Source organism: Pseudomonas sp. NY5710, assembly GCF_013305665.1.
Lineage (GTDB): Bacteria > Pseudomonadota > Gammaproteobacteria > Pseudomonadales > Pseudomonadaceae > Aquipseudomonas > Aquipseudomonas juntendi.
Map to the genome: position 1 here is coordinate 3,244,722 of NZ_CP045554.1, position 26,126 is coordinate 3,270,847.

22 protein-coding genes are annotated in these 26,126 nt (G+C 62.8%); 10 read left to right on the forward strand and 12 right to left on the reverse strand.

Annotated features, from left to right (window positions below):
- Positions 1–139: 139 nt before the first annotated feature.
- The gene (acnB, locus tag GEV39_RS14850; protein ID WP_029888008.1) at positions 140–2,749 is read left to right on the forward strand and encodes a bifunctional aconitate hydratase 2/2-methylisocitrate dehydratase; all 2,610 of its coding nucleotides are present in this window, start codon (positions 140–142) and stop codon (positions 2,747–2,749) included.
- 247 nt (positions 2,750–2,996) lie between these two features.
- Here acnB and prpF read toward each other — a convergent pair whose 3' ends face one another.
- The 5 genes from prpF to GEV39_RS14875 all read right to left on the reverse strand — a co-directional run bounded on the left by prpF (position 2,997) and on the right by GEV39_RS14875 (position 9,910).
- Complete coding sequence (prpF, locus tag GEV39_RS14855; protein WP_173890029.1) at positions 2,997–4,187, reverse strand: 2-methylaconitate cis-trans isomerase PrpF; 1,191 nt, start codon at positions 4,185–4,187, stop codon at positions 2,997–2,999.
- A 164-nt stretch (positions 4,188–4,351) separates the two neighbouring features.
- Positions 4,352–6,940 carry a Fe/S-dependent 2-methylisocitrate dehydratase AcnD gene (gene acnD / locus GEV39_RS14860; protein ID WP_173890030.1) on the reverse strand — a complete coding sequence of 863 codons (2,589 nt, stop codon included), beginning with the start codon at positions 6,938–6,940 and terminating at the stop codon, positions 4,352–4,354.
- Between the two features lie 123 nt (positions 6,941–7,063).
- On the reverse strand, positions 7,064–8,191 hold the full coding sequence (gene prpC, locus GEV39_RS14865) for a bifunctional 2-methylcitrate synthase/citrate synthase (protein ID WP_173890032.1): 1,128 nt from the start codon (positions 8,189–8,191) through the stop codon (positions 7,064–7,066).
- 115 nt (positions 8,192–8,306) lie between these two features.
- Complete coding sequence (gene prpB, locus GEV39_RS14870) at positions 8,307–9,197, reverse strand: methylisocitrate lyase (protein WP_173890034.1); 891 nt, start codon at positions 9,195–9,197, stop codon at positions 8,307–8,309.
- Positions 9,194–9,910, reverse strand: coding sequence for a GntR family transcriptional regulator (locus GEV39_RS14875; protein ID WP_173890036.1), 717 nt, complete (start codon positions 9,908–9,910; stop codon positions 9,194–9,196). The genes prpB and GEV39_RS14875 overlap by 4 nt, the downstream gene beginning before the upstream one ends.
- Before the next feature lie 307 nt (positions 9,911–10,217).
- Here GEV39_RS14875 and rloA point away from each other — a divergent pair, with 307 nt between their 5' ends.
- The 5 genes from rloA (at position 10,218) to GEV39_RS14900 (ending at position 15,611) form a co-directional block, all read left to right on the forward strand.
- On the forward strand, positions 10,218–10,754 hold the full coding sequence (rloA, locus tag GEV39_RS14880; RefSeq protein ID WP_029884944.1) for a retropepsin-like aspartic peptidase RloA: 537 nt from the start codon (positions 10,218–10,220) through the stop codon (positions 10,752–10,754).
- Between the two features lie 5 nt (positions 10,755–10,759).
- Positions 10,760–12,295, forward strand: a complete 1,536-nt coding sequence (gene rloB, locus GEV39_RS14885; protein WP_029884945.1) for an osmotic stress tolerance membrane protein RloB — start codon at positions 10,760–10,762, stop codon at positions 12,293–12,295.
- Entirely contained in the window at positions 12,295–13,275 is a 981-nt protein-coding gene (locus GEV39_RS14890; RefSeq protein ID WP_009683854.1) for an alpha-L-glutamate ligase-like protein, read from the forward strand. The genes rloB and GEV39_RS14890 overlap by 1 nt, the downstream gene beginning before the upstream one ends.
- A 171-nt stretch (positions 13,276–13,446) precedes the next feature.
- Positions 13,447–14,790: an aminodeoxychorismate synthase component I gene (gene pabB, locus GEV39_RS14895; protein ID WP_173890038.1), complete on the forward strand. Its 1,344-nt coding sequence runs from the start codon at positions 13,447–13,449 to the stop codon at positions 14,788–14,790.
- An 86-nt stretch (positions 14,791–14,876) separates the two neighbouring features.
- Positions 14,877–15,611 carry a phosphoadenylyl-sulfate reductase gene (locus GEV39_RS14900; protein WP_009683852.1) on the forward strand — a complete coding sequence of 245 codons (735 nt, stop codon included), beginning with the start codon at positions 14,877–14,879 and terminating at the stop codon, positions 15,609–15,611.
- A gap of 52 nt (positions 15,612–15,663) precedes the next feature.
- Here the strand turns inward: GEV39_RS14900 and cysB are convergent, their stop codons facing one another.
- The 3 genes from cysB to GEV39_RS14915 all read right to left on the reverse strand — a co-directional run bounded on the left by cysB (position 15,664) and on the right by GEV39_RS14915 (position 18,337).
- On the reverse strand, positions 15,664–16,638 hold the full coding sequence (cysB, locus tag GEV39_RS14905) for an HTH-type transcriptional regulator CysB (protein ID WP_003250297.1): 975 nt from the start codon (positions 16,636–16,638) through the stop codon (positions 15,664–15,666).
- 127 nt (positions 16,639–16,765) lie between these two features.
- Complete coding sequence (locus GEV39_RS14910) at positions 16,766–17,263, reverse strand: universal stress protein (protein ID WP_173890040.1); 498 nt, start codon at positions 17,261–17,263, stop codon at positions 16,766–16,768.
- Positions 17,264–17,389: 126 nt separating this feature from the next.
- Complete coding sequence (locus GEV39_RS14915; protein ID WP_173890042.1) at positions 17,390–18,337, reverse strand: putative 2-dehydropantoate 2-reductase; 948 nt, start codon at positions 18,335–18,337, stop codon at positions 17,390–17,392.
- Between the two features lie 232 nt (positions 18,338–18,569).
- Here GEV39_RS14915 and GEV39_RS14920 point away from each other — a divergent pair, with 232 nt between their 5' ends.
- Positions 18,570–19,646: a 3-deoxy-7-phosphoheptulonate synthase gene (locus GEV39_RS14920; RefSeq protein WP_173890044.1), complete on the forward strand. Its 1,077-nt coding sequence runs from the start codon at positions 18,570–18,572 to the stop codon at positions 19,644–19,646.
- A gap of 54 nt (positions 19,647–19,700) precedes the next feature.
- On the opposite strand, the gene GEV39_RS14925 is transcribed toward GEV39_RS14920, so the two are convergent.
- Entirely contained in the window at positions 19,701–19,982 is a 282-nt protein-coding gene (locus GEV39_RS14925) for a GNAT family N-acetyltransferase (protein WP_009683847.1), read from the reverse strand.
- A gap of 507 nt (positions 19,983–20,489) precedes the next feature.
- On the opposite strand from GEV39_RS14925, the gene oprI reads away from it, so the two are divergent.
- Positions 20,490–20,741, forward strand: coding sequence for an outer membrane lipoprotei OprI (oprI, locus tag GEV39_RS14930; protein WP_003259780.1), 252 nt, complete (start codon positions 20,490–20,492; stop codon positions 20,739–20,741).
- A 129-nt stretch (positions 20,742–20,870) separates the two neighbouring features.
- On the opposite strand, the gene GEV39_RS14935 is transcribed toward oprI, so the two are convergent.
- The 3 genes from GEV39_RS14935 to GEV39_RS14945 all read right to left on the reverse strand — a co-directional run bounded on the left by GEV39_RS14935 (position 20,871) and on the right by GEV39_RS14945 (position 22,916).
- Positions 20,871–21,848 (reverse strand): L,D-transpeptidase family protein, encoded by a 978-nt coding sequence (locus GEV39_RS14935; RefSeq protein WP_173890046.1) that lies wholly within the window; start codon positions 21,846–21,848, stop codon positions 20,871–20,873.
- Positions 21,849–21,961: 113 nt separating this feature from the next.
- Entirely contained in the window at positions 21,962–22,252 is a 291-nt protein-coding gene (locus GEV39_RS14940; protein ID WP_009683845.1) for a hypothetical protein, read from the reverse strand.
- Positions 22,253–22,310: 58 nt separating this feature from the next.
- Entirely contained in the window at positions 22,311–22,916 is a 606-nt protein-coding gene (locus tag GEV39_RS14945; RefSeq protein WP_173890048.1) for an arylesterase, read from the reverse strand.
- A 10-nt stretch (positions 22,917–22,926) separates the two neighbouring features.
- On the opposite strand from GEV39_RS14945, the gene GEV39_RS14950 reads away from it, so the two are divergent.
- Both GEV39_RS14950 and GEV39_RS14955 read left to right on the forward strand, forming a co-directional pair.
- Positions 22,927–23,610 (forward strand): ABC transporter ATP-binding protein, encoded by a 684-nt coding sequence (locus GEV39_RS14950; RefSeq protein WP_173890050.1) that lies wholly within the window; start codon positions 22,927–22,929, stop codon positions 23,608–23,610.
- Positions 23,610–26,117: an ABC transporter permease gene (locus GEV39_RS14955; protein ID WP_173890051.1), complete on the forward strand. Its 2,508-nt coding sequence runs from the start codon at positions 23,610–23,612 to the stop codon at positions 26,115–26,117. Before GEV39_RS14950 ends, GEV39_RS14955 begins: the two co-directional genes overlap by 1 nt.
- Positions 26,118–26,126 lie beyond the last annotated feature (9 nt).

Sequence of the window (26,126 nt, forward strand, 5' to 3'; positions counted from 1 at the left end):
AACTTTGAAAGCAGCTTCCGTAAGGATTCTTTGCGACCCTGGCCGGGCGGCTCAAAAAGCCGTGGCGGCGCATGGGTGCATCGAATGCTGGATGAGCGTCCCGGACCCCCTTTAGGGACCACTGATGAGGGAAATAACTGTGCTTGAAGCCTACCGCAAACACATCGAAGAGCGCGCCGCCCTGGGCATCGTGCCCCAGCCGCTGAACGCCGAACAAACCGCAGGCCTGGTCGAGCTGCTGAAAAACCCCCCGGCCGGCGAAGAAGCCTTCCTCGTAGAACTGATCACCCACCGTGTACCGCCAGGGGTCGACGAAGCTGCCTACGTCAAGGCTGCGTTCCTCTCTGCCGTCGCCAAGGGCGAAACCCAATCGCCACTGATCGACCGCAAGCACGCCACCGAACTGCTGGGCACCATGCAGGGCGGCTACAACATCGAAACGCTGGTCGCGCTGCTGGATGACGCCGAACTGGGCGCCGTCGCGGCCGAACAGCTCAAGCACACCTTGCTGATGTTCGATGCCTTCCACGATGTGGCCGAAAAAGCCAAGGCTGGCAACGCCAATGCCAAAGCCGTGCTGGAGTCCTGGGCTGCCGGCGAGTGGTTCACCTCGCGCCCGGCCATCGCCGACAAGTACACCCTGAGCGTGTTCAAGGTGCCTGGCGAGACCAACACCGACGACCTGTCCCCTGCCCCAGATGCCTGGTCGCGCCCTGACATCCCGCTGCACGCCCTGGCCATGCTGAAAATGGCCCGTGACGGCATCGAGCCGCAGCAGCCGGGTTCGGTAGGCCCGCTGGCCCAGATCGAAGCGGTCAAGGCCCAAGGCTACCCGGTTGCCTATGTCGGTGACGTGGTCGGTACCGGTTCCTCGCGTAAATCCGCCACCAACTCGGTGCTGTGGTTCTTCGGCGACGACATCCCGTACGTGCCGAACAAGCGCGCTGGTGGTTTCTGCTTCGGCACCAAGATCGCCCCGATCTTCTACAACACCATGGAAGACGCCGGCGCCCTGCCGATCGAGTTCGACTGCACCAACCTGGCCATGGGCGACGTGATCGACGTCTACCCGTTCAAAGGTGAAGTGCGCCGCCATGGCAGCGACGAGCTGGTCACCACCTTTGCCCTGAAAACCGAAGTGCTGCTGGATGAAGTGCGCGCTGGCGGCCGTATCCCGCTGATCGTCGGCCGTGGCCTGACCGAAAAAGCCCGTGCCGAGCTGGGCCAAGGCCCATCGGAGCTGTTCAAGAAACCGGAGCAGCCAGCCGACAGCGGCAAGGGCTTCACCCTGGCGCAGAAAATGGTCGGCCGTGCGTGTGGCTTGCCTGAAGGCCAGGGCGTGCGCCCAGGTGCCTACTGCGAACCGAAGATGACCACCGTCGGCTCCCAAGACACCACCGGCCCGATGACCCGTGACGAGCTGAAAGACCTGGCTTGCCTGGGCTTCTCCGCTGACCTGGTGATGCAGTCGTTCTGCCACACCGCGGCCTATCCGAAGCCGATCGACGTCACCACCCACCACACCCTGCCAGACTTCATCCGCACCCGTGGCGGCGTGTCGCTGCGCCCAGGCGACGGCATCATCCACAGCTGGCTGAACCGCATGCTGATGCCCGACACCGTGGGTACTGGCGGCGACTCGCACACCCGCTTCCCGATCGGCATCTCGTTCCCGGCCGGTTCCGGCCTGGTCGCGTTCGCCGCAGCCACCGGCGTCATGCCGCTGGACATGCCAGAGTCGATCCTGGTGCGCTTCAAGGGCAAACTGCAGCCTGGTATCACCCTGCGTGACCTGGTCCATGCCATCCCTTACTACGCCATCAAGCAAGGCCTGCTGACCGTCGAGAAAAAAGGCAAGAAAAACGCCTTCTCCGGCCGCATCCTGGAAATTGAAGGCCTGGACGAACTGACTGTCGAACAAGCCTTCGAGCTGTCCGATGCTTCGGCCGAGCGCTCTGCTGCCGGCTGCACCATCAAGCTGCCAGAAAAGGCCATCGCCGAGTACCTGAAGTCCAACATCACCCTGCTGCGCTGGATGATCGGCGAAGGTTACGGCGACGCCCGTACCCTCGAGCGCCGTGCCCAAGCCATGGAAGCCTGGCTGGCCAAGCCTGAGCTGCTATCGGCCGACGCCGATGCCGAGTACGCCGAAATCATCGAGATCGACCTGGCCGACGTCAAAGAGCCTGTGCTCTGCGCGCCGAACGACCCGGACGACGCACGCCTGCTGTCCTCGGTTCAAGGCGAGAAAATCGACGAAGTGTTCATTGGTTCGTGCATGACCAACATCGGGCACTTCCGCGCTGCCGGCAAGCTGCTGGAGAAGGTCAAGGGCGGTATTCCGACCCGTCTGTGGCTGGCCCCGCCAACCAAGATGGACGCTCACCAGCTGACCGAAGAAGGCTACTACGGCATCTACGGCAAGGCCGGTGCACGCATGGAAATGCCAGGCTGCTCGCTGTGCATGGGTAACCAGGCACGTGTGCAGACCGGTTCGACCGTGGTCTCCACCTCGACCCGTAACTTCCCGAACCGCCTGGGCGACGCCACCAACGTGTACCTGGCGTCGGCCGAGCTGGCTGCCGTGGCTTCGATCATTGGCAAACTGCCGACCGTCGAAGAGTACATGCAGTACGCCAAAGACATCGACAGCATGGCTGCCGACGTCTACCGCTACCTGAGCTTCGACCAGATCGCCGAGTTCCGCGAAGCGGCTGCCAACGCCAAGATCCCGGTGGTACAGGCGTAAGCTGAGCGGCAAGTTGTAAGCTGCAAGCTACAAGAAGAAGCCCTGGCAGAAATGCCGGGGCTTTTTTTTGTTCCTCACCGGCCCTATCGCCGGCAAGCCGGCTCCCACAGGGGGTCCATCAGGGTTGTCAGGCGCTGAACATCTTGTGGCGAGCACCTGTCAGCCCTGGTGCGCTCCCTGTGGGAGCTGGCTTGCCGGCGATAGGGCCGCGCAGCGGCCCCGCTTGAGGCCGAGCGCCAGGGGTGGCTTAGAAGCTGTCGCCAGGCACGCGAACCCAGCCCTCCATCAGCACGCGAGCACTGCGGCTCATGATTGCCTTGGTCACTGTCCACTCGCCGTTTACCTGGCGGGCTTCGGCGCCCACCCGCAGCGTGCCCGAAGGATGGCCGAAACGAACGGCGCTGCGCTCGCCCCCGCCCGCGGCCAGGTTGACCAGCGTACCGGGAATGGCCGCCGCCGTACCGATCGCCACCGCCGCAGTGCCCATCATGGCATGGTGCAGCTTGCCCATCGACAAGGCACGTACCAACAGGTCGATCTCGCCTGCCAGTACCGCCTTGCCACTGGACGCCGTGTAGGTGCTGGGTGGTGCGACGAAGGCCACTTTCGGTGTGTGCTGACGCCCGGCAGCCTGGTCGACATGGTCGATCAGGCCCATACGCACGGCACCATGGGCACGGATGGCCTCGAAGCGCAGCAGCGCTTGCGGGTCACCGTTGATGGCGTCCTGCAACTCCGTACCGGTGTAGCCGATATCGGCAGCATTGACGAAAATGGTCGGGATGCCGGCATTGATCAAGGTGGCCTTGAAGGTGCCGACACCCGGCACCTCAAGGTCGTCAACCAGCTTGCCGGTCGGGAACATGGCACCGCCGGCACCGTCCTCGTCCGCAGCCGGGTCAAGGAACTCCAACTGCACTTCCGCTGCCGGGAACGTTACCCCATCCAGCTCGAAGTCACCGGTTTCCTGCACTTCACCTTCAGTGACCGGCACGTGGGCAATGATGGTCTTGCCGATGTTCGCCTGCCAGATCCGCACGGTGGCCACGCCGTTGCGTGGAATGCGCGCGCTGTCGACCAGGCCGCTACTGATGGCGAACGACCCGACCGCAGCAGAGAGGTTGCCGCAGTTGCCGCTCCAGTCGACAAAGGCCTTGTCGATGCTGACCTGGCCGAACAGGTAATCGACATCATGGCCCGGCTTGATGCTGGGCGACAGGATGACGGTCTTGCTGGTGCTGGAGGTCGCGCCGCCCATACCGTCGATCTGCTTGCCGTAAGGGTCGGGGCTGCCGATAACCCGCAGCAATAGCGCGTCGCGGGCAGGGCCTGGGACCTGCGCCGGCTCGGGCAGGTCTTGCAGGCGGAAGAACACGCCTTTGCTGGTGCCGCCACGGATGTAGGTGGCGGGTATTCTTGTTTGCGGTACATGAGCCATTGCTTTGCTGTCCTGTCTGATAGGCATGAGACCCTCGGGCTTGCTTTGCAGCCCATCGCCGGCAAGCCAGCTCCCACAGGGACCGTGCTGCCATCGAGATTGCGCGACTCCTGTGGGCGCTGGCTCGCCGGCGATGGGCCGCAACGCGGCCCCTGCTCTTGGGGTTAGGCGGTAGCTTCGAGGAAGTCCTGGGCGAAGCGCTGCAGCACCCCGCCCGCTTCGTAGATCGAAACTTCCTCGGCCGTGTCCAGGCGGCAGGTCACCGGCACATCGATGCGCTCGCCGCTGGCCCGGGTAATCACCAGGGTCAGCGTAGCGCGCGGCGTACGCGCACCCAGCACGTCATAGGTTTCGCTACCGTCCAGCCCCAAGGTCTTGCGGTCGGTACCGGGTTTGAACTCCAACGGCAGCACGCCCATGCCTACCAGGTTGGTGCGGTGAATGCGCTCGAAACCTTCTGCGACAATGGCCTCGACACCGGCCAGGCGCACGCCCTTGGCCGCCCAGTCACGCGACGAGCCCTGGCCGTAATCGGCACCGGCCACGATAATCAGCGGCTGCTTGCGCTGCATGTAGGTCTCGATCGCCTCCCACATGCGGGTCACCCGGCCTTCCGGTTCAATGCGCGCCAGCGAGCCTTGCCTCACGCTGCCGTCTGCGTTGCGCACCATTTCGTTGAACAGCTTGGGGTTGGCAAAGGTCGCGCGCTGGGCGGTCAGGTGGTCACCGCGGTGGGTGGCGTAAGAGTTGAAGTCTTCTTCTGGCAGGCCCATTTTCGCTAGGTACTCGCCCGCAGCACTGTCGAGCATGATCGCGTTGGATGGCGACAGGTGGTCGGTGGTGATGTTGTCCGGCAGCACCGCCAGCGGCCGCATGCCACGCAGGGTACGCTCACCGGCCAGGGCGCCTTCCCAGTACGGCGGCCGGCGAATATAGGTGCTCATGGGTCGCCACTCATACAACGGTGCCACTTTCGGCCCGCGGTCTTCCTCGATGGCGAACATAGGGATGTACACCTTGCGGAACTGCTCCGGCTTGACCGCCGCACGCACCACGGCGTCGATCTCTTCATCACTGGGCCAGATGTCCTTGAGGCGGATTTCCTGGCCATCGACCACGCCCAGCACGTCCTTCTCGATGTCAAAGCGAATGGTGCCCGCAATCGCATAGGCGACCACCAAGGGTGGCGAGGCCAGGAAGGCTTGCTTGGCATACGGGTGGATACGCCCGTCGAAGTTGCGGTTGCCCGACAGCACGGCGGTGGCGTACAGGTCACGGTCGATGATTTCCTGCTGGATCACCGGGTCCAGGGCACCAGACATGCCGTTGCAGGTCGTACAGGCGAAGGCGACGATGCCAAAGCCCAGTTGCTCCAGTTCCTTCTCCAGGCCAGCCTCTTCCAGGTACAGCTGCACCGCCTTGGAGCCCGGGGCCAGCGATGACTTGACCCACGGCTTGCGGGTAAGGCCCAGCCTGTTGGCGTTGCGTGCAATCAGGCCTGCGGCGATCACGTTGCGCGGGTTGCTGGTATTGGTACAGCTGGTGATGGCGGCAATGATCACCGCACCATCAGGCATCTGCCCTGGCACTTGCTGCCAGCTGCCGGCAATGCCTTTGGCCGCCAGCTCGCTGGTGGCCACGCGGGCATGCGGGTTGGACGGGCCGGCCATGTTGCGTACCACGCTCGACAAGTCGAAGCTCAGGGTACGCTCGTATACTGCGCCGGCCAGGCTGTCGGCCCAGAGGCCGGCGACCTTGGCGTAGGTTTCCACCCGTTTGACCTGCTGTTCTTCACGGCCGGTCAGGCGCAGGTAATCGATGGTCTGCTGGTCAATGGCGAACATGGCCGCCGTGGCGCCGTACTCCGGGGCCATGTTGGAGATGGTCGCGCGGTCCCCCAGGGTCAGGGCGCGCGCACCTTCACCGTGGAACTCCAGGTAGGCGCCGACCACTTTCTGCTTGCGCAGGAACTCGGTCAGGGCCAGCACCAGGTCGGTGGCGGTGAGGTTCGGCGCCAGCTTGCCGGTCAACTCGACGCCGACGATTTCCGGCAGGCGCATCCACGATGCTCGGCCAAGCATCACGTTTTCCGCTTCCAGGCCACCCACGCCAATGGCGATCACGCCCAGGGCATCGACGTGCGGGGTGTGGCTGTCAGTGCCCACGCAGGTATCCGGGTAGGCGATGCCATGGTCGGTGTGCACCACCGGCGACATCTTCTCCAGGTTGATCTGGTGCATGATGCCGTTACCCGGCTGGATCACGTCGACATTCTTGAACGCTTTCTTGGTCCAATTGATGAAATGGAAGCGGTCCTCGTTACGTCGGTCTTCGATGGCGCGGTTCTTGTCGAACGCTTGCGGGTCATAGCCGCCGCACTCGACAGCCAGCGAGTGGTCGACGATCAGTTGTACCGGCACCACCGGGTTGACCTGGGCCGGGTCGCCGCCCTTGTCGGCGATGGCGTCACGCAGGCCGGCGAGGTCGACCAGCGCGGTCTGGCCGAGGATGTCATGGCACACCACGCGCGCCGGGAACCACGGGAAATCGAGGTCGCGCTTGCGCTCGATCAGTTGGCTCAGCGAGGCGTCGAGGGTGGCCGGGTCGCAGCGACGCACCAGGTTTTCGGCGAGAACGCGCGAGGTGTACGGCAGGCCGTCGTAGGCGCCGGGCTTGATCGCCTCGACCGCCGCGCGCGCATCGAAGTAGTCCAGGTCGGTGCCTGGCAGGGGCTTGCGGTATGCAGTATTCATATCGTTATCAGGCTCGGTCACGGTATTCGGTATACAGATCTGGCCAATGGGGTGCTGCGCAGTCCCTGTGGGAGCGGCCTTGTGTCGCGATTGGGCTGCACAGCAGCCCTGGCGATCTATGCCTCAGCGCTGCTCGATCGGCACGAACTGACGCTGCTCGACGCCGACATACTCGGCGCTCGGGCGGATGATGCGGTTGTTGGCGCGCTGCTCGAACACGTGCGCCGCCCAGCCAGTCAGGCGCGAACAGACGAAAATCGGGGTGAACAGCTTGGTCGGAATACCCATGAAGTGGTAAGCCGAAGCATGGTAGAAATCGGCATTGGGGAACAGGCGTTTCTGCTCCCACATGGTCTTGTCGATGGCCTCGGAAACCGGGTACAGCACTTTGTCGCCCACCTCATCGGCCAATTGTTTCGACCAACCCTTGATCACCTCGTTGCGCGGGTCGGACTCTTTGTAGATGGCATGCCCGAAGCCCATGATCTTGTCTTTGCGCTCGAGCATGCGCAGCAGCTCGGCAGTGGCTTCCTGCGGGCTCTGGAAGCGCTCTATCAGCTCCATGGCAGCCTCGTTGGCGCCCCCGTGCAGCGGGCCGCGCAACGTGCCGATGGCTGCGGTAACGCAGGAATACAGGTCGGACAGGGTCGAAGCGCACACCCGGGCCGTGAAGGTCGAGGCGTTGAACTCGTGCTCGGCGTAGAGGATCAGCGACACGTTCATGACCTTGACGTGCAGCTCGCTGGGCTTCTTGCCGTGCAGCAGGTGCAGGAAGTGGCCGCCCAAGGTGTCTTCGTCGCTGCTGCAGTCGATGCGCACGCCATGGTGGGTGAAGCGGTACCAGTAGCACATCACCGCCGGGAACAGGGCCAACAGCCGGTCGGTCTTGTCGCGCTGGGCTTCGAAGGTGAGCTCGGGCTCGAGGGTACCGAGCACCGAACAACCGGTGCGCATCACGTCCATGGGGTGGGCGTCGCGGGGAATGCGCTCGAGCACTTCCTTGAGTGCCGGTGGCAGGTCACGCATGCCCTTGAGCTTGTGTTTGTAGTCGGCCAGTTCAGCCTGGGAGGGCAGCTCGCCGTACAGCAGCAGGTAGGCGACTTCTTCGAATTCGGCACCAGCGGCCAGGTCACGCACATCGTAACCGCGGTAGGTCAGACCGGCACCGGCCTGGCCCACGGTGGACAGTGCAGTCTGGCCGGCGACCTGGCCGCGCAGGCCTGCGCCACTGAGTACTTTTGCTTCGGCCATGGTGTTTCTCCTTTCTTGAACTTGTTATGGAAATCTGGCTGGCTAATCGGGTTTGCCTGTACCCGCCTTTTCGCGGGCAACCCCGCTGCCATGCGGGGCTGGTGTTGTCACTGGCTCAGCCCTTCTTCTGGGCAAACAACGCATCGAGGCTCTGCTCGAAGGCGTGGTAGCCAATGGCATCGTAAAGCTCCATGCGCGTCTGCATGGTATCGATCACGTTCTTCTGGGTGCCGTCGCGGCGCAGCGCGGTGTAGACATTTTCGGCGGCCTTGTTCATGGCGCGGAACGCCGACAGCGGGTACAGCACCAGCGAAACATCGACCGCCGCCAGCTCTTCGGTGGTGAACAGCGGGGTGGCGCCAAACTCGGTGATGTTGGCCAGGATGGGGGCCTTCACCCGGTCAGCGAAGGTCTTGTACATCTGCAGCTCTGTGATCGCTTCCGGGAAGATCATGTCGGCACCCGCCTCGATGCACGCTGCGGCGCGGTCCAGGGCAGCGTTCAAGCCTTCGACGGCCAGGGCGTCGGTACGTGCCATGATCACGAAGCTGTCGTCGCTACGGGCATCGACGGCCGCCTTGATGCGGTCGACCATTTCCTGCTGGCTGACGATTTCCTTGTTCGGCCGGTGGCCGCAACGCTTGGCGCCAACCTGGTCCTCGATATGGATCGCCGCCGCACCGAACTTGCTCATCGAGCGCACGGTGCGCGCCACGTTGAAGGCCGAGGCACCGAAGCCTGTATCGACATCCACCAGCAGCGGCAGGTCGCACACATCGGTGATACGGCGCACGTCGGTGAGCACATCGTCCAGGCCAGTGATACCCAGGTCCGGCAGGCCCAGGGAGCCTGCGGCAACGCCGCCACCGGACAGGTAGATGGCCTTGAAACCGGCGCGCTTGGCCAGCAAGGCATGGTTGGCATTGATGGCGCCAACCACCTGCAGGGGGCGTTCAGCGGCGACAGCATCGCGAAAACGCTGACCGGGTGTGCTGTTCACAGTCATTTCTCACCTCGTGGGTTATTGTTGTGGGCGTCCAGATAGTGACGCTCGATATTGCGCTTGGACGCACCGATGTGACGGCGCATCAGAAGTTCGGCCAGTTCGCCGTCACGTTCGGCGATGGCATCGAGAATGCGGTGGTGTTCGGCAAAGGCCTGGCGCGGCCGGTTGGGCGTGGCCGAGAACTGGATACGGTACATCCGCACCAGCTGGTACAGCTCGCCGCACAGCATCTTGACCAACGTCTGGTTACCGCTGCCCTGGATGATGCGGTAATGGAAGTCGTAGTCGCCCTCCTGCTGGTAGTAACCCAGGCCAGCCTGGAACGCGGCATCCCGCTCATGGGTATCGAGCACCCGGCGCAGCTCGTCGATATCGGCCTGGCTCATGCGTTCAGCGGCCAGGCGGCAGGCCATGCCTTCCAGGGACTCACGAATCTCGTAGAGCTCTATCAGTTCGGCATGGTTGAGCGACACCACCCGTGCGCCTACATGAGGCACCCGCACCAGCAGGCGCTGGCCTTCCAGGCGGTGGATGGCCTCGCGCAGCGGCCCGCGGCTGATGCCATAGGTGCGTGCCAGCTCTGGCTCGGAGATCTTGCTGCCAGGGGCAATTTCCCCTTTGACGATGGCCGCCTGGATACGCCGGAAGACGTTTTCCGACAAGGTTTCCGAATCGTCTGCCAGCATCGGGCCAGGGGTGGAAAGGTCTTGCATATTGTCGACACCTTGGTAAATCTCTTCGCCAGAAGTTAATCATTTAAGCCAATCAAGTCAAAGACAAAATCAATATTGTCGACAATCGTCTAAGAACGAACTTACGCCAGCCAAGCGCTGTCAGATCGCGCACCGCTGGCGTCAATACGTCGTCGTGATAGAATGCCGCGCCTCCGATGGGGTATGGATAGCCTGTCTGTCATGCATTCATGCTTGTTGACAGATGAACGAGGAAGCTTGCGCAGTAGTTGCCAGTCACCTTGACCTGAACCTTGCCTAGAACCTTACACTGCATCGCGCCAGGATTATGAGACTCACACCCGTTTTATTGCTGCTCTGCCTCACCCTGCTGCCGGCCATTGGCCAGGCGGCCGGCAAGACCGTGTACGGTCTCAATGAATACGCACGCCTGGGCGACCTGGACCTGGAAGTGGCGGCCAAACTCGATACCGGCGCCAAAACTGCTTCGCTCAGCGCCCGCGACATCAAGCGCTTCAAGCGCAACGGCGAAAGCTGGGTGCGCTTCTACCTGGCCATCGATGCCGCCCACTCGCACCCGATCGAACGGCCTCTTGCCCGCGTCAGCAAAATCAAGCGCCGAGCAGGCGACTATGATGCTGAATCGGGCAAGGCCTACACCGCCCGCCCGGTCATCGAACTCGAAATCTGCATGGGCCAGGCCTTGCGCACCATCGAAGTCAACCTCACCGACCGCAGCGCCTTCCAGTTCCCGCTGCTGATCGGCTCCGAGGCGCTCAAGCACTTCGACGCGCTGGTCGACCCAAGCCTTAAATACGCGGCCGGCAAACCTGCCTGTGCCACCGACGCTCCCAAAGCAGAGTAATCCCGATGCGCTCTCTTACCCTCCATCTGAAAGTCCTGATCACCGTACTGGTGTTGTTGGGCGTGGCAGTCACGGCTTATCAGATCTTCTTCCTCGGCATCCCGGTGACCGAGGATGAAACCGACGACCTATGGAACATCGACGCCAAGGTCGAGTTCGTGGCCAGCACCAAGGACCCGGTCAAGGTGCAGATGTTCGTGCCGCCACTGAACCGCGACTACGTCAGCCTCAACGAGAGCTTCATCTCCAACAACTACGGGGTCAGCGTCAACCGTGCCGATGGCAACCGCAAGGTCACCTGGTCGGCCCGTCGCGCCAGCGGCAACCAGACGCTGTACTACCGCCTGGTGCTGACCAAGCGCTACAGCAACGAAAAAACCGCGGTGAAAGGCCCGACCTTCCGTGACAGCCTGGCCATCGACGGCCCCGAAAAAATCGCCGCCGAGGCGCTGATGGCGCCCATCCGCCAGCATTCAGCCGATGTCGAGACGTTCGTCAGCGAGACCATCAAGCGGGTCAACAACCTCAACGATGACAACGTCAAGCTGCTGCTGGCCGGCGATACCTCACCGATGAAAAAGGCCCAGGTGATCGACCTGCTGCTGTCGATTGCCCACGTACCGATGGAAAAGGTGCACACCATCCGCCTGGTGGCCGATACCCCGCAAACCCCCGAGCTGTGGCTGCGCAGCTACAACGGTAACGACTGGCTGTACTTCAACCCGGACACGGGCGAGCAGGGTCTGCCCAGCGACCGCCTGCTGTGGTGGACCGGTGACGACAACCTGATCACCGTCGATGGCGGCAAGAAGGCCAACGTCACGTTCAGCATGAACAACAGTGAAATGAATGCCATTCGCCTGGCCAAGCTGACTGACGAGAACACCGACGCCGACTTCCTCGAATATTCGCTATACGGCCTGCCCCTGCAAACCCAGCAGACCTTCATGATCATGGTCATGATCCCGATCGGTGTGCTGGTGATCCTGGTGCTGCGCAACCTGATCGGTATCCAGACCCTGGGCACCTTCACCCCGGTGCTGATCGCCCTGGCCTTCCGCGAAACCCAGCTGGGCTTCGGTATCGTGTTGTTCACGGTCATCACGGCATTGGGCCTGTCACTGCGTTCGTACCTGGAACACCTGAAACTGCAGATGCTGCCGCGGCTGTCCGTGGTGCTGACCTTCGTCGTGGTGCTGATCGCGGCGATCAGCCTGTTCAGCCACAAGCTGGGTCTTGAACGCGGGCTGTCGGTGGCCCTGTTCCCGATGGTGATCCTGACCATGACCATCGAACGCCTGTCGATCACCTGGGAAGAGCGTGGCGGCGGCCATGCCATGAAAGTGGCCATCGGCACCCTGTTTGCCGCATCGCTGGCACACCTGCTGATGATGGTGCCAGAGCTGGTGTATTTCGTGTTCACCTTCCCGGCCGTGCTGCTGATCCTGGTCGGCTTCATGCTGGCGATGGGCCGTTATCGCGGCTACCGTCTGACCGAGCTGATGCGCTTCAAGGCATTCGTGAAAAAGGCAGACGTGTGATGTTTGGCCTGATCAAGACGTGGAAAGCCCTGGAGGCCCGGGGCATCATGGGCATCAACCGGCGTAACGCAGACTATGTGCTGAAGTACAACAAGCGCAGCCTGTACCCGATTGTCGACGACAAGATCATCACCAAGGAGCGTGCCCTCGCGGCAGGTATCCACGTGCCGGAAATGTACGGCGTCATCGAGACAGAGAAGCAGATCGACAAGCTTCACGAGATCATCGGCGGCCGCAACGACTTCGTCATCAAGCCGGCACAAGGTGCCGGCGGTGACGGCATCCTGGTGATCGCCGACCGCTTTGAGGACCGCTACCGCACCGTTTCCGGCAAGATCATGAGCCACGAGGAAATCGAGCACCAGGTCTCGAGCATCCTCACCGGCCTGTACTCGCTGGGCGGGCACCGTGACCGGGCGCTGATCGAATACCGGGTCACACCCGACCAGATCTTCAAGAGCATCAGCTATGAAGGCGTGCCCGACATCCGCATCATCGTGCTGATGGGCTACCCGGTCATGGCCATGCTGCGCCTGCCCACCCGGCAGTCCGGCGGCAAGGCCAACCTGCACCAGGGCGCCATCGGTGTGGGGGTCGACCTGGCTACCGGCGTGACCCTGCGCGGCACCTGGCTGAACAACATCATCAGCAAGCACCCAGACACCACCAACGCGGTAGACGGCGTGCAACTGCCGAACTGGGACGGCTTCATGAAGCTGGCCGCCGGGTGCTACGAGCTGTGCGGGCTGGGCTATATCGGCGTGGACATGGTCCTGGACCAGGACAAAGGCCCGCTGATTCTGGAGCTTAACGCCCGCCCAGGGTTGAACATCCAGATCGCCAACGACTGCGGGCTGACCCAGCGCACCCATGCCATCGAAGCGCACATCGAAGCACTGGCAAAGGACGGCCTGACGGAGGACGTCGAGCAGCGGGTGAAGGTGTCGCAGGGCTTGTTTGGGCACGTACACCCGGGCTGACATCGCCGGGGCGGCTGCCACAAGGGGTAGGTAATCTCCTGGGGCAGCCGCCTTGCGTCGCGACCAGCCCCAGGCGCCAAACACACGGTTGAATGTCGCGCCCAGCGCTAGGCGCTGCTCCCGCACAGGTCTACAATCGCCCTCCTCGCTTTTACATCGCCGTCCATACTGATGCCGACCTGTACGCTCCACCCCCTGCCCTACCAACCCGACCCAGCCGCCTATTTCGCCCGCCTGCGCCAGGCGCCCGGCGCGATCCTGCTCGACAGCGCCCGCCCTGGCGCCGAGCGTGGGCGCTTCGATCTGCTCAGTGCCTGGCCGCTGCAACAACTGCAAGCCGAACCCGCAGAGCATGGCCGCGCGTTTCTCGCCCGCCTGCGCGAGGGCCTGGCGCGCCTGGGCAGTGCCGATTTGCCCAGCGGCGTAGAGCTGCCTTTCGCCGGCGGCCTGATCGGCTACCTGAGCTATGACTTCGGCCGCCGCCTTGAACACCTGCCAAGCAGCGCCGTGGATGACCTCGGCCTGCCCGACGCGCAACTGGGCCTGTATGCCTGGGCGCTGGTCAGCGACCACCAGTGCGGTACCAGCCAGCTGGTGTTTCACCCAAGCCTGGCGCAGCACGAGCGCGAACGCCTGATCAGCCTCTTCGCCGGCAGCGAGCACACGCCTGATGGCGACTTTCAGCTGCTAGCACCCATGGCCGGCGACTTGCAGCCTGCGCAATACCAGGCCGCCTTCGACCAGGTGCAGCGCTATATCCAGGCCGGTGACTGTTACCAGATCAACCTTACCCAACGCTTTCGCGCGCCGTGCAAGGGCGACCCGTGGCAGGCCTACAAGGCACTGCGCCAGGCCTGCCCGACGCCCTTTTCGGGCTATCAGCAGTTGGCCGACGGCAGCGCCCTGCTTAGCTTTTCACCCGAGCGCTTCATTCGCGTCAGCCAACGCCAGGTTGAAACCCGCCCGATCAAGGGCACCCGCCCACGCGCCAGCGACCCAGGCGAAGACCAGCGCAATGCTCAGGCGCTGTTACACAGCCCCAAGGACCGCTCGGAAAACCTGATGATCGTCGACCTGCTGCGCAACGACCTGGGGCGTACCTGCGAGGTGGGTTCGGTGAAAGTGCCGGAGCTGTTCAGCCTAGAAAGCTACCCCAACGTGCACCACCTGGTCAGTAGCATTACCGGCCGCTTGGCCAGCGGCAAGGACGCGCTGGACCTGATCGCCGACAGCTTCCCTGGCGGCTCGATTACTGGCGCGCCGAAGATCCGCGCCATGCAGATCATCGACGAGCTGGAGCCCACGCGGCGGGCACTGTACTGCGGCTCCCTGCTGTATGTGGACGTGCGCGGCGAAATGGACAGCTCGATCGCCATTCGCAGCCTGCTGGTCAAGGATGGCCAGGTCAGCTGCTGGGGTGGCGGCGCAGTGGTGGCCGATTCCGAGTGGCAGGCTGAGTACGAAGAGTCGATTGCCAAGGTGCGGGTGTTGCTGCAGACACTGCAAGGCCTGTGAGCGCCAGCCCGTCCAGACCCTGTTTTTTTGTTACCATCACCCCCACTACGAGCGCACAGCGCCACAGCCAAGACGGAAACTGCCTGATGAGCCAACCCTTCGACGTCGCCGCCCTGGCCGCGACCTATGCCAACAAATCCCCGCAAGACATCCTCAAGCTTGCCTTCGAGCACTTCGGCGACGACCTGTGGGTTTCCTTCAGCGGCGCCGAGGACGTGGTGCTGGTCGACATGGCCTGGAAGCTTAACAAGCAGGTCAAGGTATTCAGCCTCGACACAGGCCGCCTGCACCCGGAAACGTACCGGTTCATCGACCAGGTGCGCGAGCAGTATGGCCTGCCGATCGAAATCCTCAGCCCGGACCGCGCCCAGCTTGACCCCTTCGTCAAGGAAAAGGGCCTGTTCAGTTTCTACAAGGACGGCCATGGCGAGTGCTGCGGCATCCGCAAGATCGAGCCATTGCGGCGCAAGCTGGCGACTGTCAGCGCCTGGGCCACTGGCCAGCGCCGCGACCAGAGCCCTGGCACTCGCAGCCAGGTGGCAGCGCTGGAAATCGACAGCGCCTTCTCCACGCCCGAGCGCACGCTGTACAAGTTCAACCCGCTGGCGCAGATGAGCAGCGCAGAAGTGTGGGGTTATATCCGCATGCTGGAGCTGCCGTACAACAGCCTGCATGAACGTGGCTTCATCAGCATCGGCTGCGAGCCCTGCACGCGCCCGGTGCTGCCGAACCAGCATGAACGTGAAGGGCGTTGGTGGTGGGAAGAGTCCACCCAGAAGGAGTGCGGGTTGCACGCTGGCAACCTGATCAGCAAGGCTTGAATCCCTAACGCCGCTGTAGAACCGGGGGCGCACAGCCCCCGGTGTTCGCGTTTCAGTGCACGGGCAGTTCGACCCCTTCGAACAGCGCTTCCAGCTCCTGCTTGTTGTGGCACTGGATTGCCTTGGCCATCACCTCGCGGGTCAGGTGCGGCGCGAACTTCTCGATGAAGTCACACATGAAGCCGCGCAGGAAGGTGCCACGGCGGAAACCGATTTTGGTGATGCTGGCCTCGAACAGCTCGCTGGCATCGAGTGCCACCAGGTCGCTGTCGAGCTTGGCGTCCACTGCCATGCCGGCAACGATGCCCACGCCAAGCCCCAGGCGCACATAGGTCTTGATCACGTCGGCGTCGGCGGCAGTGAACACTACCTTCGGCGTAAGGCCGCGGTGGTTGAAAGCTTCATCCAGCTTCGAGCGCCCGGTGAAACCGAACACATAGGTCACGATCGGGTATTCGGCTACGGCCTCCAACGTCAGCTTGGGCAGCTTGGCCAGTGGGTGACCTTGCGGCACGACCACACAGCGGTTCCACTTGTAGCATGGCATCATGATCAGGTCGCCGAACAGTTCCAGCGCCTCGGTGGCGATGGCAAAGTCGACCGTACCGTCTGCGGCCATTTCGGCAATCTGCATCGGTGAGCCTTGATGCATGTGCAGGGACACTTCCGGGTATTGCTTGATGAAGCTGCTGATCACCGGCGGTAACGCGTAGCGCGCCTGGGTATGGGTGGTGGCGATGGACAGCGTGCCCTTTTTCTCGTTGGAGAATTCCTGGGCGATCTGCTTGATGCTCTCGACCTTGCGCAGAATTTCGCCGGCGGTATTGATGATGCGCTCACCCGCCGGGGTCACGCGGGTCAGGTGTTTGCCACTGCGCGCGAATACTTCAACACCCAACTCGTCTTCCAGCAGGCGGATCTGCTTGCTGATACCCGGCTGGGAGGTATACAGGCTCTGCGCCGTCGCGGAGACATTGAGGTCATGATGCGCCACTTCCCAGATGTAGCGCAGTTGTTGAAGCTTCATAGATTTCCCTCGGTTCAGCGATGAGTCAGCGGCAGCAAGCAGCGACGATATATAACTATATTAGTGGTTCCGGAAATAAATCTAGAACAATTTTGTTACATGCTGCGGATTTGCCCTACAGCCACTCTCACGTTTTCCTACGCCCCAAATGCTGCGCCAACGGCACCATGTAGACCGGGACCGGCGACAGTTGCAGCAGCCGCACCGCCGTGCGGCCGATTGGCACATCCACCCCGGCACCGGCACTGTGGCTACCAAAAATCAGCAGGTCGACACTCAGCCGTTGCGCCTGATCCAGAATGACCTGCGCCGGGTCGCCCTGGCGAACACGTACGGCCTTGATGACGGCAAGGTCGGCCTCCTCGCCCAGCTCATCGCGAAAGCTCTCCAGCACGCGCTGCTCTATATTGGCCATTACTGTATTCACCCCCTGGCTGTGCAACTGGTCGAGCGTTTGCTCGTCGAGGTAGCTTTGCAGGAGAGATTCAGCGAACTGGCCCATGGGCTCGACCGCATGGATCACGTACAACTCAGCCCCGAATGTCCGCGCCAGCGCCAGCGCATGTTGCATGACAAACGGGGCATAGACACCGAGGTCGGTGGCGTACAGCATGGAGCGGATCATTCGACCTCCTGGACTGCCGCTGCGGCAGATCAAGCTTCAGCTTAGCAGCGCGGCAGAGGCACGCTTCGCCGTCCGGCGCGCTGCACGGGTGAGCTGTACCGGGCTGGGAATACACCCCGGAAACGCTCACAGCCGGCCTTGGTGCCGGTCGATGAACAACAGCGCCTGGTACAGCATTTCCATGCGCGGCAAGCGGCAGCCAGCCGCCCGCGCCTGCGCCAGCGGCTCGGCATAAATGGCCTGTAACTCCAATGGGCGCTTGTGTGCATGGTCGTGGTACATGCTGGGCCAGTACTCAGGCATGCGCTCGGTGACCTGGAACAGGTGTTGGGCGTAGCCTTCCGGCAGCACATGGCCGCATGCTGCGGCACCTTGCACAACTTCTGCCATCAGCGACAGGACCAGTTCACGGCTGGCGGCGTTGCCCATCAATGCAGTGGTGCTGGCACCCAGCAATACCGAGAGGCCGTTATAAGGCACGTTCCACACCAGCTTCTGCCAGCGCGCCAGCGCCAGATTCGGCATGGCGTGCGAGTCGATGCCCGCCGCCTGGAACAAGCCTGTGCCCTCACTGACCAGCGCCGTACCACCATCGCTGGCAGGCCCGCTGTGATAACCCAGGTTTACGGTACCCAAGGCCTGATGCCGGATCACCCCTGGCCCCTGCCGGTTGACACAGATGAAACACAGCCCGCCCAGCAGGTGCATGTCGCGGCGCAGTGCCGGGCGCAGCTGCTCCTCGACCCCCAGGCCGTTCTGCAACAGCACCACTTTGGCACCCGGTGCGGCAGCCTGGACAATCAACGGGGCCAGGTGGTCGTTGCTGGTAGCCTTGGCCCCGATCAACAACCAGTCACAGGGCGGCATATCGGCGGCCCTGGCATAGGCTTGCACCTTCATTTGCAGGGTGCCGTGCTCGGCACTGTCCAGGCTCAGGCCATGCTCACATACCGTCGGGTACTCGCTACGCAGCAGAAAATGCACATCGAAACCGGCCTTGGCCAGCATCAACCCATAGAAGCCGCCAATGGCGCCACTGCCAATGATGCCAATACGTAGTGCGCGCGAATGCATGCCAATCTCCAGCTAACAGGTAGGCGTTCTTTTTACACCGGTTGGGCAACGCTGGGCAGGCCATTCGCGCTTGAACCCTTGGTACAGGTAAAAACCCCACAATGACTGGGCTCAGCCCATTGTCCCGCCCCTTGTAACGCGCTAAGGTTCGGCTCCCCGTTGCGATTATTCTTGCTGCTGGGCCGCACGGGGATTGTTGGCGGCCGGCACCCGTGACCTGACGAGTAACACGATGGCTGATTTACCGATCGATGACTTGAACGTTGCCTCCAACGAGACCCTGATCACCCCTGATCAGCTCAAGAAGGAAATACCCCTCAGCGCCAAGGCCCTGCAGACCGTGACTGCCGGCCGTGAAGTGGTGCGCAATATTCTCGACGGCAAGGACCATCGCCTGTTCGTCGTGGTCGGCCCTTGCTCCATCCACGATATCAAGGCCGCTCACGAATATGCCGAGCGCCTGAAAGTACTGGCGGCAGAGGTGTCCGACACCCTGTACCTGGTCATGCGCGTGTACTTTGAAAAGCCGCGCACCACGGTCGGTTGGAAAGGCCTGATCAACGACCCGTACCTGGATGACTCGTTCAAGATCCAGGACGGCCTGCACATCGGCCGCAAGCTGCTGCTGGACCTGGCAGAAATGGGCCTGCCGACCGCGACCGAAGCGCTGGACCCCATCTCCCCGCAATACCTGCAGGACCTCATCAGCTGGTCGGCGATCGGCGCCCGTACCACCGAATCGCAAACCCACCGCGAAATGGCCTCGGGGCTGTCGTCAGCAGTAGGTTTCAAGAACGGCACCGATGGCGGCCTGACCGTCGCCATCAACGCCCTGCAGTCGGTGTCCAAGCCACATCGCTTCCTGGGTATCAACCAGGAAGGCGGCGTGTCGATCGTCACCACCAAAGGCAACCCTTACGGGCACGTGGTACTGCGCGGCGGTAACGGCAAACCCAACTACGATTCGGTCAGCGTTGCGCTGTGCGAGCAAGACCTTGCCAAGGCCAAGATCAAGGCAAACATCATGGTCGATTGCAGCCACGCCAATTCCAACAAGGACCCGGCCCTGCAACCGCTGGTGATGGAGAACGTCGCCAACCAGATTCTCGAAGGCAACCAGTCGATCATTGGCCTGATGGTCGAAAGCCATCTGAACTGGGGTTGCCAGTCGATTCCGAAGAATCTGGAAGACCTGCAATACGGCGTGTCGGTTACCGATGCCTGCATCGACTGGTCGGCAACCGAAAAAACGCTGCGCAGCATGCATGCCAAGTTGAAAGATGTATTGCCGCAGCGCAAGCGTGGCTGATTGACGCCCTGCTAAGCGAGCGGGCTCACCATGGCCCGCTCCTCATGGCCTGGCTCAGGCCTTGGTGGAGTGCCGCTGCTGGCGCTCCATGTAGCGCTCTACGTATGAACACGACGGTATCACCGTGTAGCCCATCTGCTCGGCATAAGCCAAGGCCTGCTCGGTCAGCGCGGCAGCGATACCACGGCCGCGCAAGGCGTTAGGCACAAATGTGCGGTAGATATCCAGCGTTTGCTTGCCCAGGTCCATGTACGTCAGGTAGGCACGATGACCGTCCACGGTGGTCTCGAACTGATGACCGGCCTGGTCATGGTGGATGGTCAACGATTCGCTCATCACTACTCCTCGCAGGTCTTTCAGGTAGACCCTTCCCTTAACCGATGGTGGTTTATCCGGCACAGAATGCTCTACGCCACCTGTTGCCCATACGACCGCTGGACGATTGCAATCGTTCGAGTCTTCTGGCGCTCACAAGATAGTAGGCGCGGCATGCGGATTTACTCAAGGTTTCGGTAGTTAAAAAGGGCCAGGTGCTACCCTCTTCACTTAGTGCCGTGGTCCCCGCAGCCGCCGGATGCTCTAGCCCTTAAGACGCCGAAAGACCGTGTAAGTCACCGGTAGTTCAACAAAAAAGTTGCTCTACTACAATTGCTTGCGATCACGGCAGGTTTTTGTTCACGCCCAGCTCGCACAGCGTGCCGTGGCCACGTCAAGCAACATTTTTTTTGCAGTTCTTGCGCTCAGTCAGTTTACTTACTACAAGTAATGAGTACTATGTACGCCGGCCAGTTTCTCTTTTCCGAGAGATGGCTATTTAATAGAAAGTCCTTGAAGGGGAACACGATGAACAACGTTCTGAAATTCTCTGCTCTGGCTCTGGCCGCAGTTCTGGCTACCGGTTGCAGCAGCGTCTCCAAAGAAACTGAAGCTCGTCTGACTGCGACTGAAGACGCAGCTGCTCGCGCTCAAGCCCGTGCCGATGAAGCCTACCGTAAGGCTGACGACGCACTGGCAGCCGCTCAGAAGGCTCAGCAGACCGCTGACGAAGCCAACGAGCGTGCTCTGCGTATGCTGGACAAAGCCAGCCGCAAGTAATAATCCTCACGGATTGTTAAAAAGCCGACCCACTTGTGGGTCGGCTTTTTTTTGCCTGCTCTTTGCCGGGCGTTGCGACTGTAACGAAAAGGGCCGCACAAAGGCGGGCCTCCCTGTACCGCCAATACCTTACTGCAGTTCTGGGGGAATGCTGGAAACCACCGGTGTGCCTGCCTGGTTTTCGACCGGTACGGCAATTTCTACCGGCATGCCATCTTCTGCAGCCACCACATCACGCACCATGTCCCAGTTCATGCGCAGGTTGTTGGCCAGGTCTTCGCGCTTGAGCAAAGCATTGATGACAGCGGTATGCTTGTCGACTACCGACGGATTGCCCTGGTCATCCAGCGGAGTGTGTGCCTCGAGGTACACCTTGCCGCCACTGATACCAAACTTGTAAGGCTCGTTGATGATGCGCACCGGCGTACCCACCGGCACCAGCTTGGACAGCTCCAGCACGTTGTTGTTGAGCATGCGGAAGCAACCGTGGCTGGTGCGCATGCCGATACCGAACTTCTTGTTCGAACCGTGGATCAGGTAGCCCGGCACGCCCAAGGTGAACTTGAACGGCCCCAGCGGGTTGTCCGGGCCTGCCGGCACCACCGCAGGCAGGATATCGCCGTCTGCGGCATGCTCCTTGCGGATGGATGCGGGCGGGGTCCAGGTCGGGTTCGGCGTCTTGGCGATGATCTTGGTGTTGGCGATCGGCGAACCCCAGCCTTCACGACCGATACCGAGCGGGAAGGTGTACACCACGTTTTGACCTTTCGGGTAGTAGTACAACCGGTACTCGGCCAGGTTGATGACCACGCCTTCGCGCGGGCCCGGTGGCAGGATGTAGCGGGTGGGCAGGATGATCTCGGTGCCGGCGCCGGGCAACCACGGGTCCACGCCCGGGTTGGCAGCGATCATTTCCAGGTAGCCGAGGTCGTTGGCGGTGCCGATATCGGCGAAGGTGTCCTCGTACTTGGCCTTGATCACATGCACCTGGCCGACGATGTCATCACCAGGAGGTGGCAGTGGCAGCTCCAGCGCAGCAGCGGGGCCTGCTACCAGCAGGGCGGCCAGGGACAGGCTACGGGTGACGGCAGGAAAGCGCGGCAACATCCGGTAAATCCTTCGAAAGGTGGGTCAAGAGAATCGATTGTACACCTGCACTGGTGCCAGCGGGAGGCATTGCTGAGCGGCAAGCGTTTCAGATGATGAAAGGTGCGGGTCGTTCAGCTGCCGTGCAGCTCAGGCCATACCGGGCGCATGCCACGCCGCTGGGCATCGAGGATGGCCCGGCACAGCTCGCACAGGCGGCCATCGCGATAGATCGAGCGCGGCACCCCCGACCAGCGCGGCTGCGCAGGCAGCAGCCCACCGCACAAGGTACGGTCTACCGGCACACCCAGCTCGAGCTGCCGGGCCACCAGGTGCACGCGGACCTCTTGGCAGGCAAACAGGTCAAGCTGCTCATCGGGCTCGATCAATTGGTAGGCGTATAGGGACCAGGCGGGGCGCGGCATCGGTGGCACTCGAAACGGGGGGCGCAACATTAGCCGAAAGCTGCCCCCGTTTAAAGCATCACAGCAACGGTTTTATCGCCGGCCAGGCATTTTCCAGCAAGCGCTGCTGGGCACCCTGGGCCGGATGAATGCCATCAGCCTGCATCAACGCTGGCACACCCCCTACCCCTTCAAGGAAAAACGGCACCAGCGGAACCTTTTTTTCCTTTGCCAACTGCTCATACACCTTGGCAAACGCACCTGTGTAGCGCGAGCCGTAATTGGGCGGCAGGCGCATCCCCAGCAGCACCACTTTGGCGCCAGCCTGTCGCGAGCGCTCGATCATCGAAGCAAGATTTTGTTGCAATTGCGCAGGCGGCTGCCCGCGCAGGCCATCGTTGCCGCCCAGTTCCAGTACCACCACGCTGGGCTTATGCGCTGCAAGCAGCGCGGGCAAGCGCGCCAGGCCACCTGCACTGGTGTCGCCACTGATCGACGCATTGACCACCTTGCCGTCGAAACCTTCCTTCTCCAGCCGGGTCTGCAACAGAGAGACCCACCCCTGGCGGCTATCCAGGCCAAAACCGGCGCTGATACTATCGCCAACCACCAGCAACGTTCCCGCCGCCGCGCTCTGGGCCAGGCAATACAGGGCCAGACCGGCACTCAACCACCTTATTCGCATCGGATTCTCCATGGGCCCCAGCATTCTCGTTGCGCAGAACCTTAGCAAAGTGGTCCCCAGTGCGGAAGGTGACCTCGCCATCCTGCACGCCCTGTCCCTCGACCTGGCCCAGGGTGACAGCCTGGCCATCGTTGGCGCCTCGGGCTCGGGCAAGTCGACGCTGCTTGGCCTGCTCGCGGGTCTGGACCAACCCAGCGCTGGCAAGGTAATACTTGCCGGCCACGACCTCGGGCCGCTGGATGAAGACCAGCGCGCCCGGGTGCGCGCCGAACACGTCGGCTTCGTGTTCCAGTCGTTCCAACTGCTGGACAGTCTCAACGCCTTGGAGAATGTCATGCTGCCGCTGGAGCTTGACGGGCGCAACGATGCCCGCGAACAAGCGCGCAACTTGCTTGAAAGGGTCGGCCTTGGCGCGCGCCTCAGCCACACGCCACGCCAGCTGTCAGGGGGCGAGCAACAACGGGTGGCCATCGCCCGCGCCTTCGCCGCGCACCCTGCAGTATTGTTCGCCGATGAACCCACCGGCAACCTGGACAGCCACACCGGCGAACGTATCAGCGACCTGCTGTTCGAGCTGAACCAGGAGCGTGGCACCACGCTGGTGCTGGTTACCCATGACGAACGCCTGGCCCGCCGCTGCCGCCGCCAGATCCGGCTGGACGCAGGCCGCCTGGTGGCAGCGGTGGAGGCCTGATGAAGCACATGCCGCTGTTCCGCCTGTGGGGCCTGGCCCTGCGCCAGTTGCTTCGCGACCTTCGTGCCAGCGAAGTGCGGGTGTTGTTCTTCGCCCTGCTGGTGGCGGTGGCAGCCAGCACCGCCATCGGCTATTTCGGTGCCCGCCTGAACGGCGCCATGCAACTGCGCGCCAGCGAATTCCTCGGCGCCGACCTTGTGTTGCAGGGCAGCGCCCCGGCCCGTGAACAGCAACTCGCGGCCGGCCAGGCGCTGGGCTTGCGCCATGCTCAGGTGGTCGAGTTCACCAGTGTGGTCGGCGGCGATAGCGGTATCCAGCTGTCCAGCGTGAAGGCAGCCGACAGCGCCTACCCCCTGCGTGGGCAACTGCGCAGCGCCGCGGCCCCGTATGGTGCTGAGCGCCCAGGTGGCGGGCCGGCGCCCGGTGAAGCATGGGTGGAACCGCGGCTGTTGGCGGCCTTGGGGCTGTCGATAGGCGACAGCATCGACGTCGGCATGAAAACCCTGCGCATGAGCCGGGTACTGACCTATGAGCCAGACCGAGCCAACAACTTCTACAGCCTCACGCCGCGGGTGATGATCAACCTGGCCGACCTGCAGGCAACCGGGGTGATCCAGCCCGGCAGCCGGGTGACCTACCGCGACCTGTGGCGTGGCGACGGCGAAGCACTGGCGCAGTACCGCCAGGCAATTGAGAAAGACCTGGCCGCCAACCAGCGCCTGCGCGATACCCGCGATGGCAACCAGCAGATCGGTGGCGCCCTGGGCAAGGCAGAACGCTACCTGAACATGGCCAGCCTGGTGGCAGTGTTGCTGGCCGGCGTGGCCGTAGCCTTGTCGGCCAGCCGCTACGCTGCACGGCGCCTGGACGCCAGTGCCCTGCTGCGCTGCCTGGGCCTGTCGCGCCGGCAGGCCCTTGGCCTGTACTGCCTGCAACTGACCATGCTCGGCGTAGTAGCGGCGCTGGCCGGCGCGCTGCTGGGCTGGCTCGGCCAGCTGGGCCTGTTCCGCGTACTGCACGGCCTGCTTCCCAGCGTGGTCCCAGCCGGGGGCGTAATACCGGCCCTGGCCGGCATCGCCACAGGACTGGTAGCACTGGCCGGCTTTGCCCTGCCACCGATCGCGGCGCTGGGCCAGGTGCCGCCATTGCGCGTACTGCGCCGCGACCTATTGCCGATACCGCCCAGCAGTTGGCTGGTATACGGCGCAGCCCTGTTCGCGCTAGGCCTGATCATGTGGCGGCTGAGCCTGGACCTGCTGCTGACCTTCGCCCTGCTGGCTGGCGGCTTGGTTGCTGCGCTGTTGCTCGGTGGCCTGCTGCTGCTCGGCTTGCGCAGCCTGCGCCGCTTGCTGGCCGGCGCCCCGCTGACCTGGCGCCTGGGGTTGGGCCAGTTGCTGCGCCACCCCATGGCCGCCGCTGGCCAGGCGTTGGCGTTCGGCCTGATCCTGCTGGCCATGGCCTTGGTCGCCCTGCTGCGGGCAGAATTGCTCGACACCTGGCAGGCCCAGCTACCCAAGGATGCGCCCAACTATTTCGCCCTGAATATCCTGCCAGACGACCGCGCGCCGTTTGCTCAGCACCTGCAGCAGGTCAACGCCGTCGCGGCGCCGCTGTACCCGGTGACACCGGGGCGGCTGGTGCAGATCAACCAACAACCGGTACAGCAGATCGTCAGCAAGGATTCGGCAGGCGAGCGCGCCGTGCAGCGCGACCTCAGCCTGACCTGGGCCGCCGAACTGCCCGAAGGCAATGCGTTGACAGCCGGGACCTGGTGGCAAGCATTGCCCGGCGAACACGAAACCCCCGGGGTATCGGTGGAAGCAGAGCTGGCCAAGAGCCTGAAGCTTCAGCCTGGCGACATGCTGACGTTCGATATCGGCGGCCAACAGCGCCAAGCCAGGGTCAGCAGCTTGCGCAGCGTGCATTGGGACAGCTTCCAGCCCAACTTCTACATGATCTTCCAACCCGGCACCCTGCAAGGTCTGCCGACCACCTACCTGACCAGCTTCTACCTGGCGCCGGGGCATGACCTGGACGTGGTGAGCCTGTCACGTGCGTTTCCGGCAGTGACCATCCTGCAGGTCGATGCCCTGCTTGACCAACTGCGCAGCATCCTCGCCCAGGTGACTCTGGCCGTGGAATATGTGCTGCTGTTCGTGCTGGCGGCAGGGCTGGCGGTGCTGTTCGCCGGTTTGCAGGCAACGCTGGATGAGCGCATTCGCCAAGGTGCCCTGCTGCGTGCGCTCGGCGCGCCCAGGCCGCTGCTGGTCAGGGCACGGCGGATCGAGTTCGGCCTGCTCGGCGCAGCCAGCGGGTTGTTGGCGGCGGTGGGTTGCGAACTGATCACACTGGTGCTTTACCGCTATGCCTTCAATTTGCAGTGGGGGCCGCATCCCTGGCTGCTTTTGCTGCCATTGATAGGGGCTTTGCTGGTAGGCGGTGCGGGGGTGATAGGCACGCGGCGGGCGCTCAATGCCAGCCCTTTAGCGGTACTGCGGGACAGTTGAGGCGACACT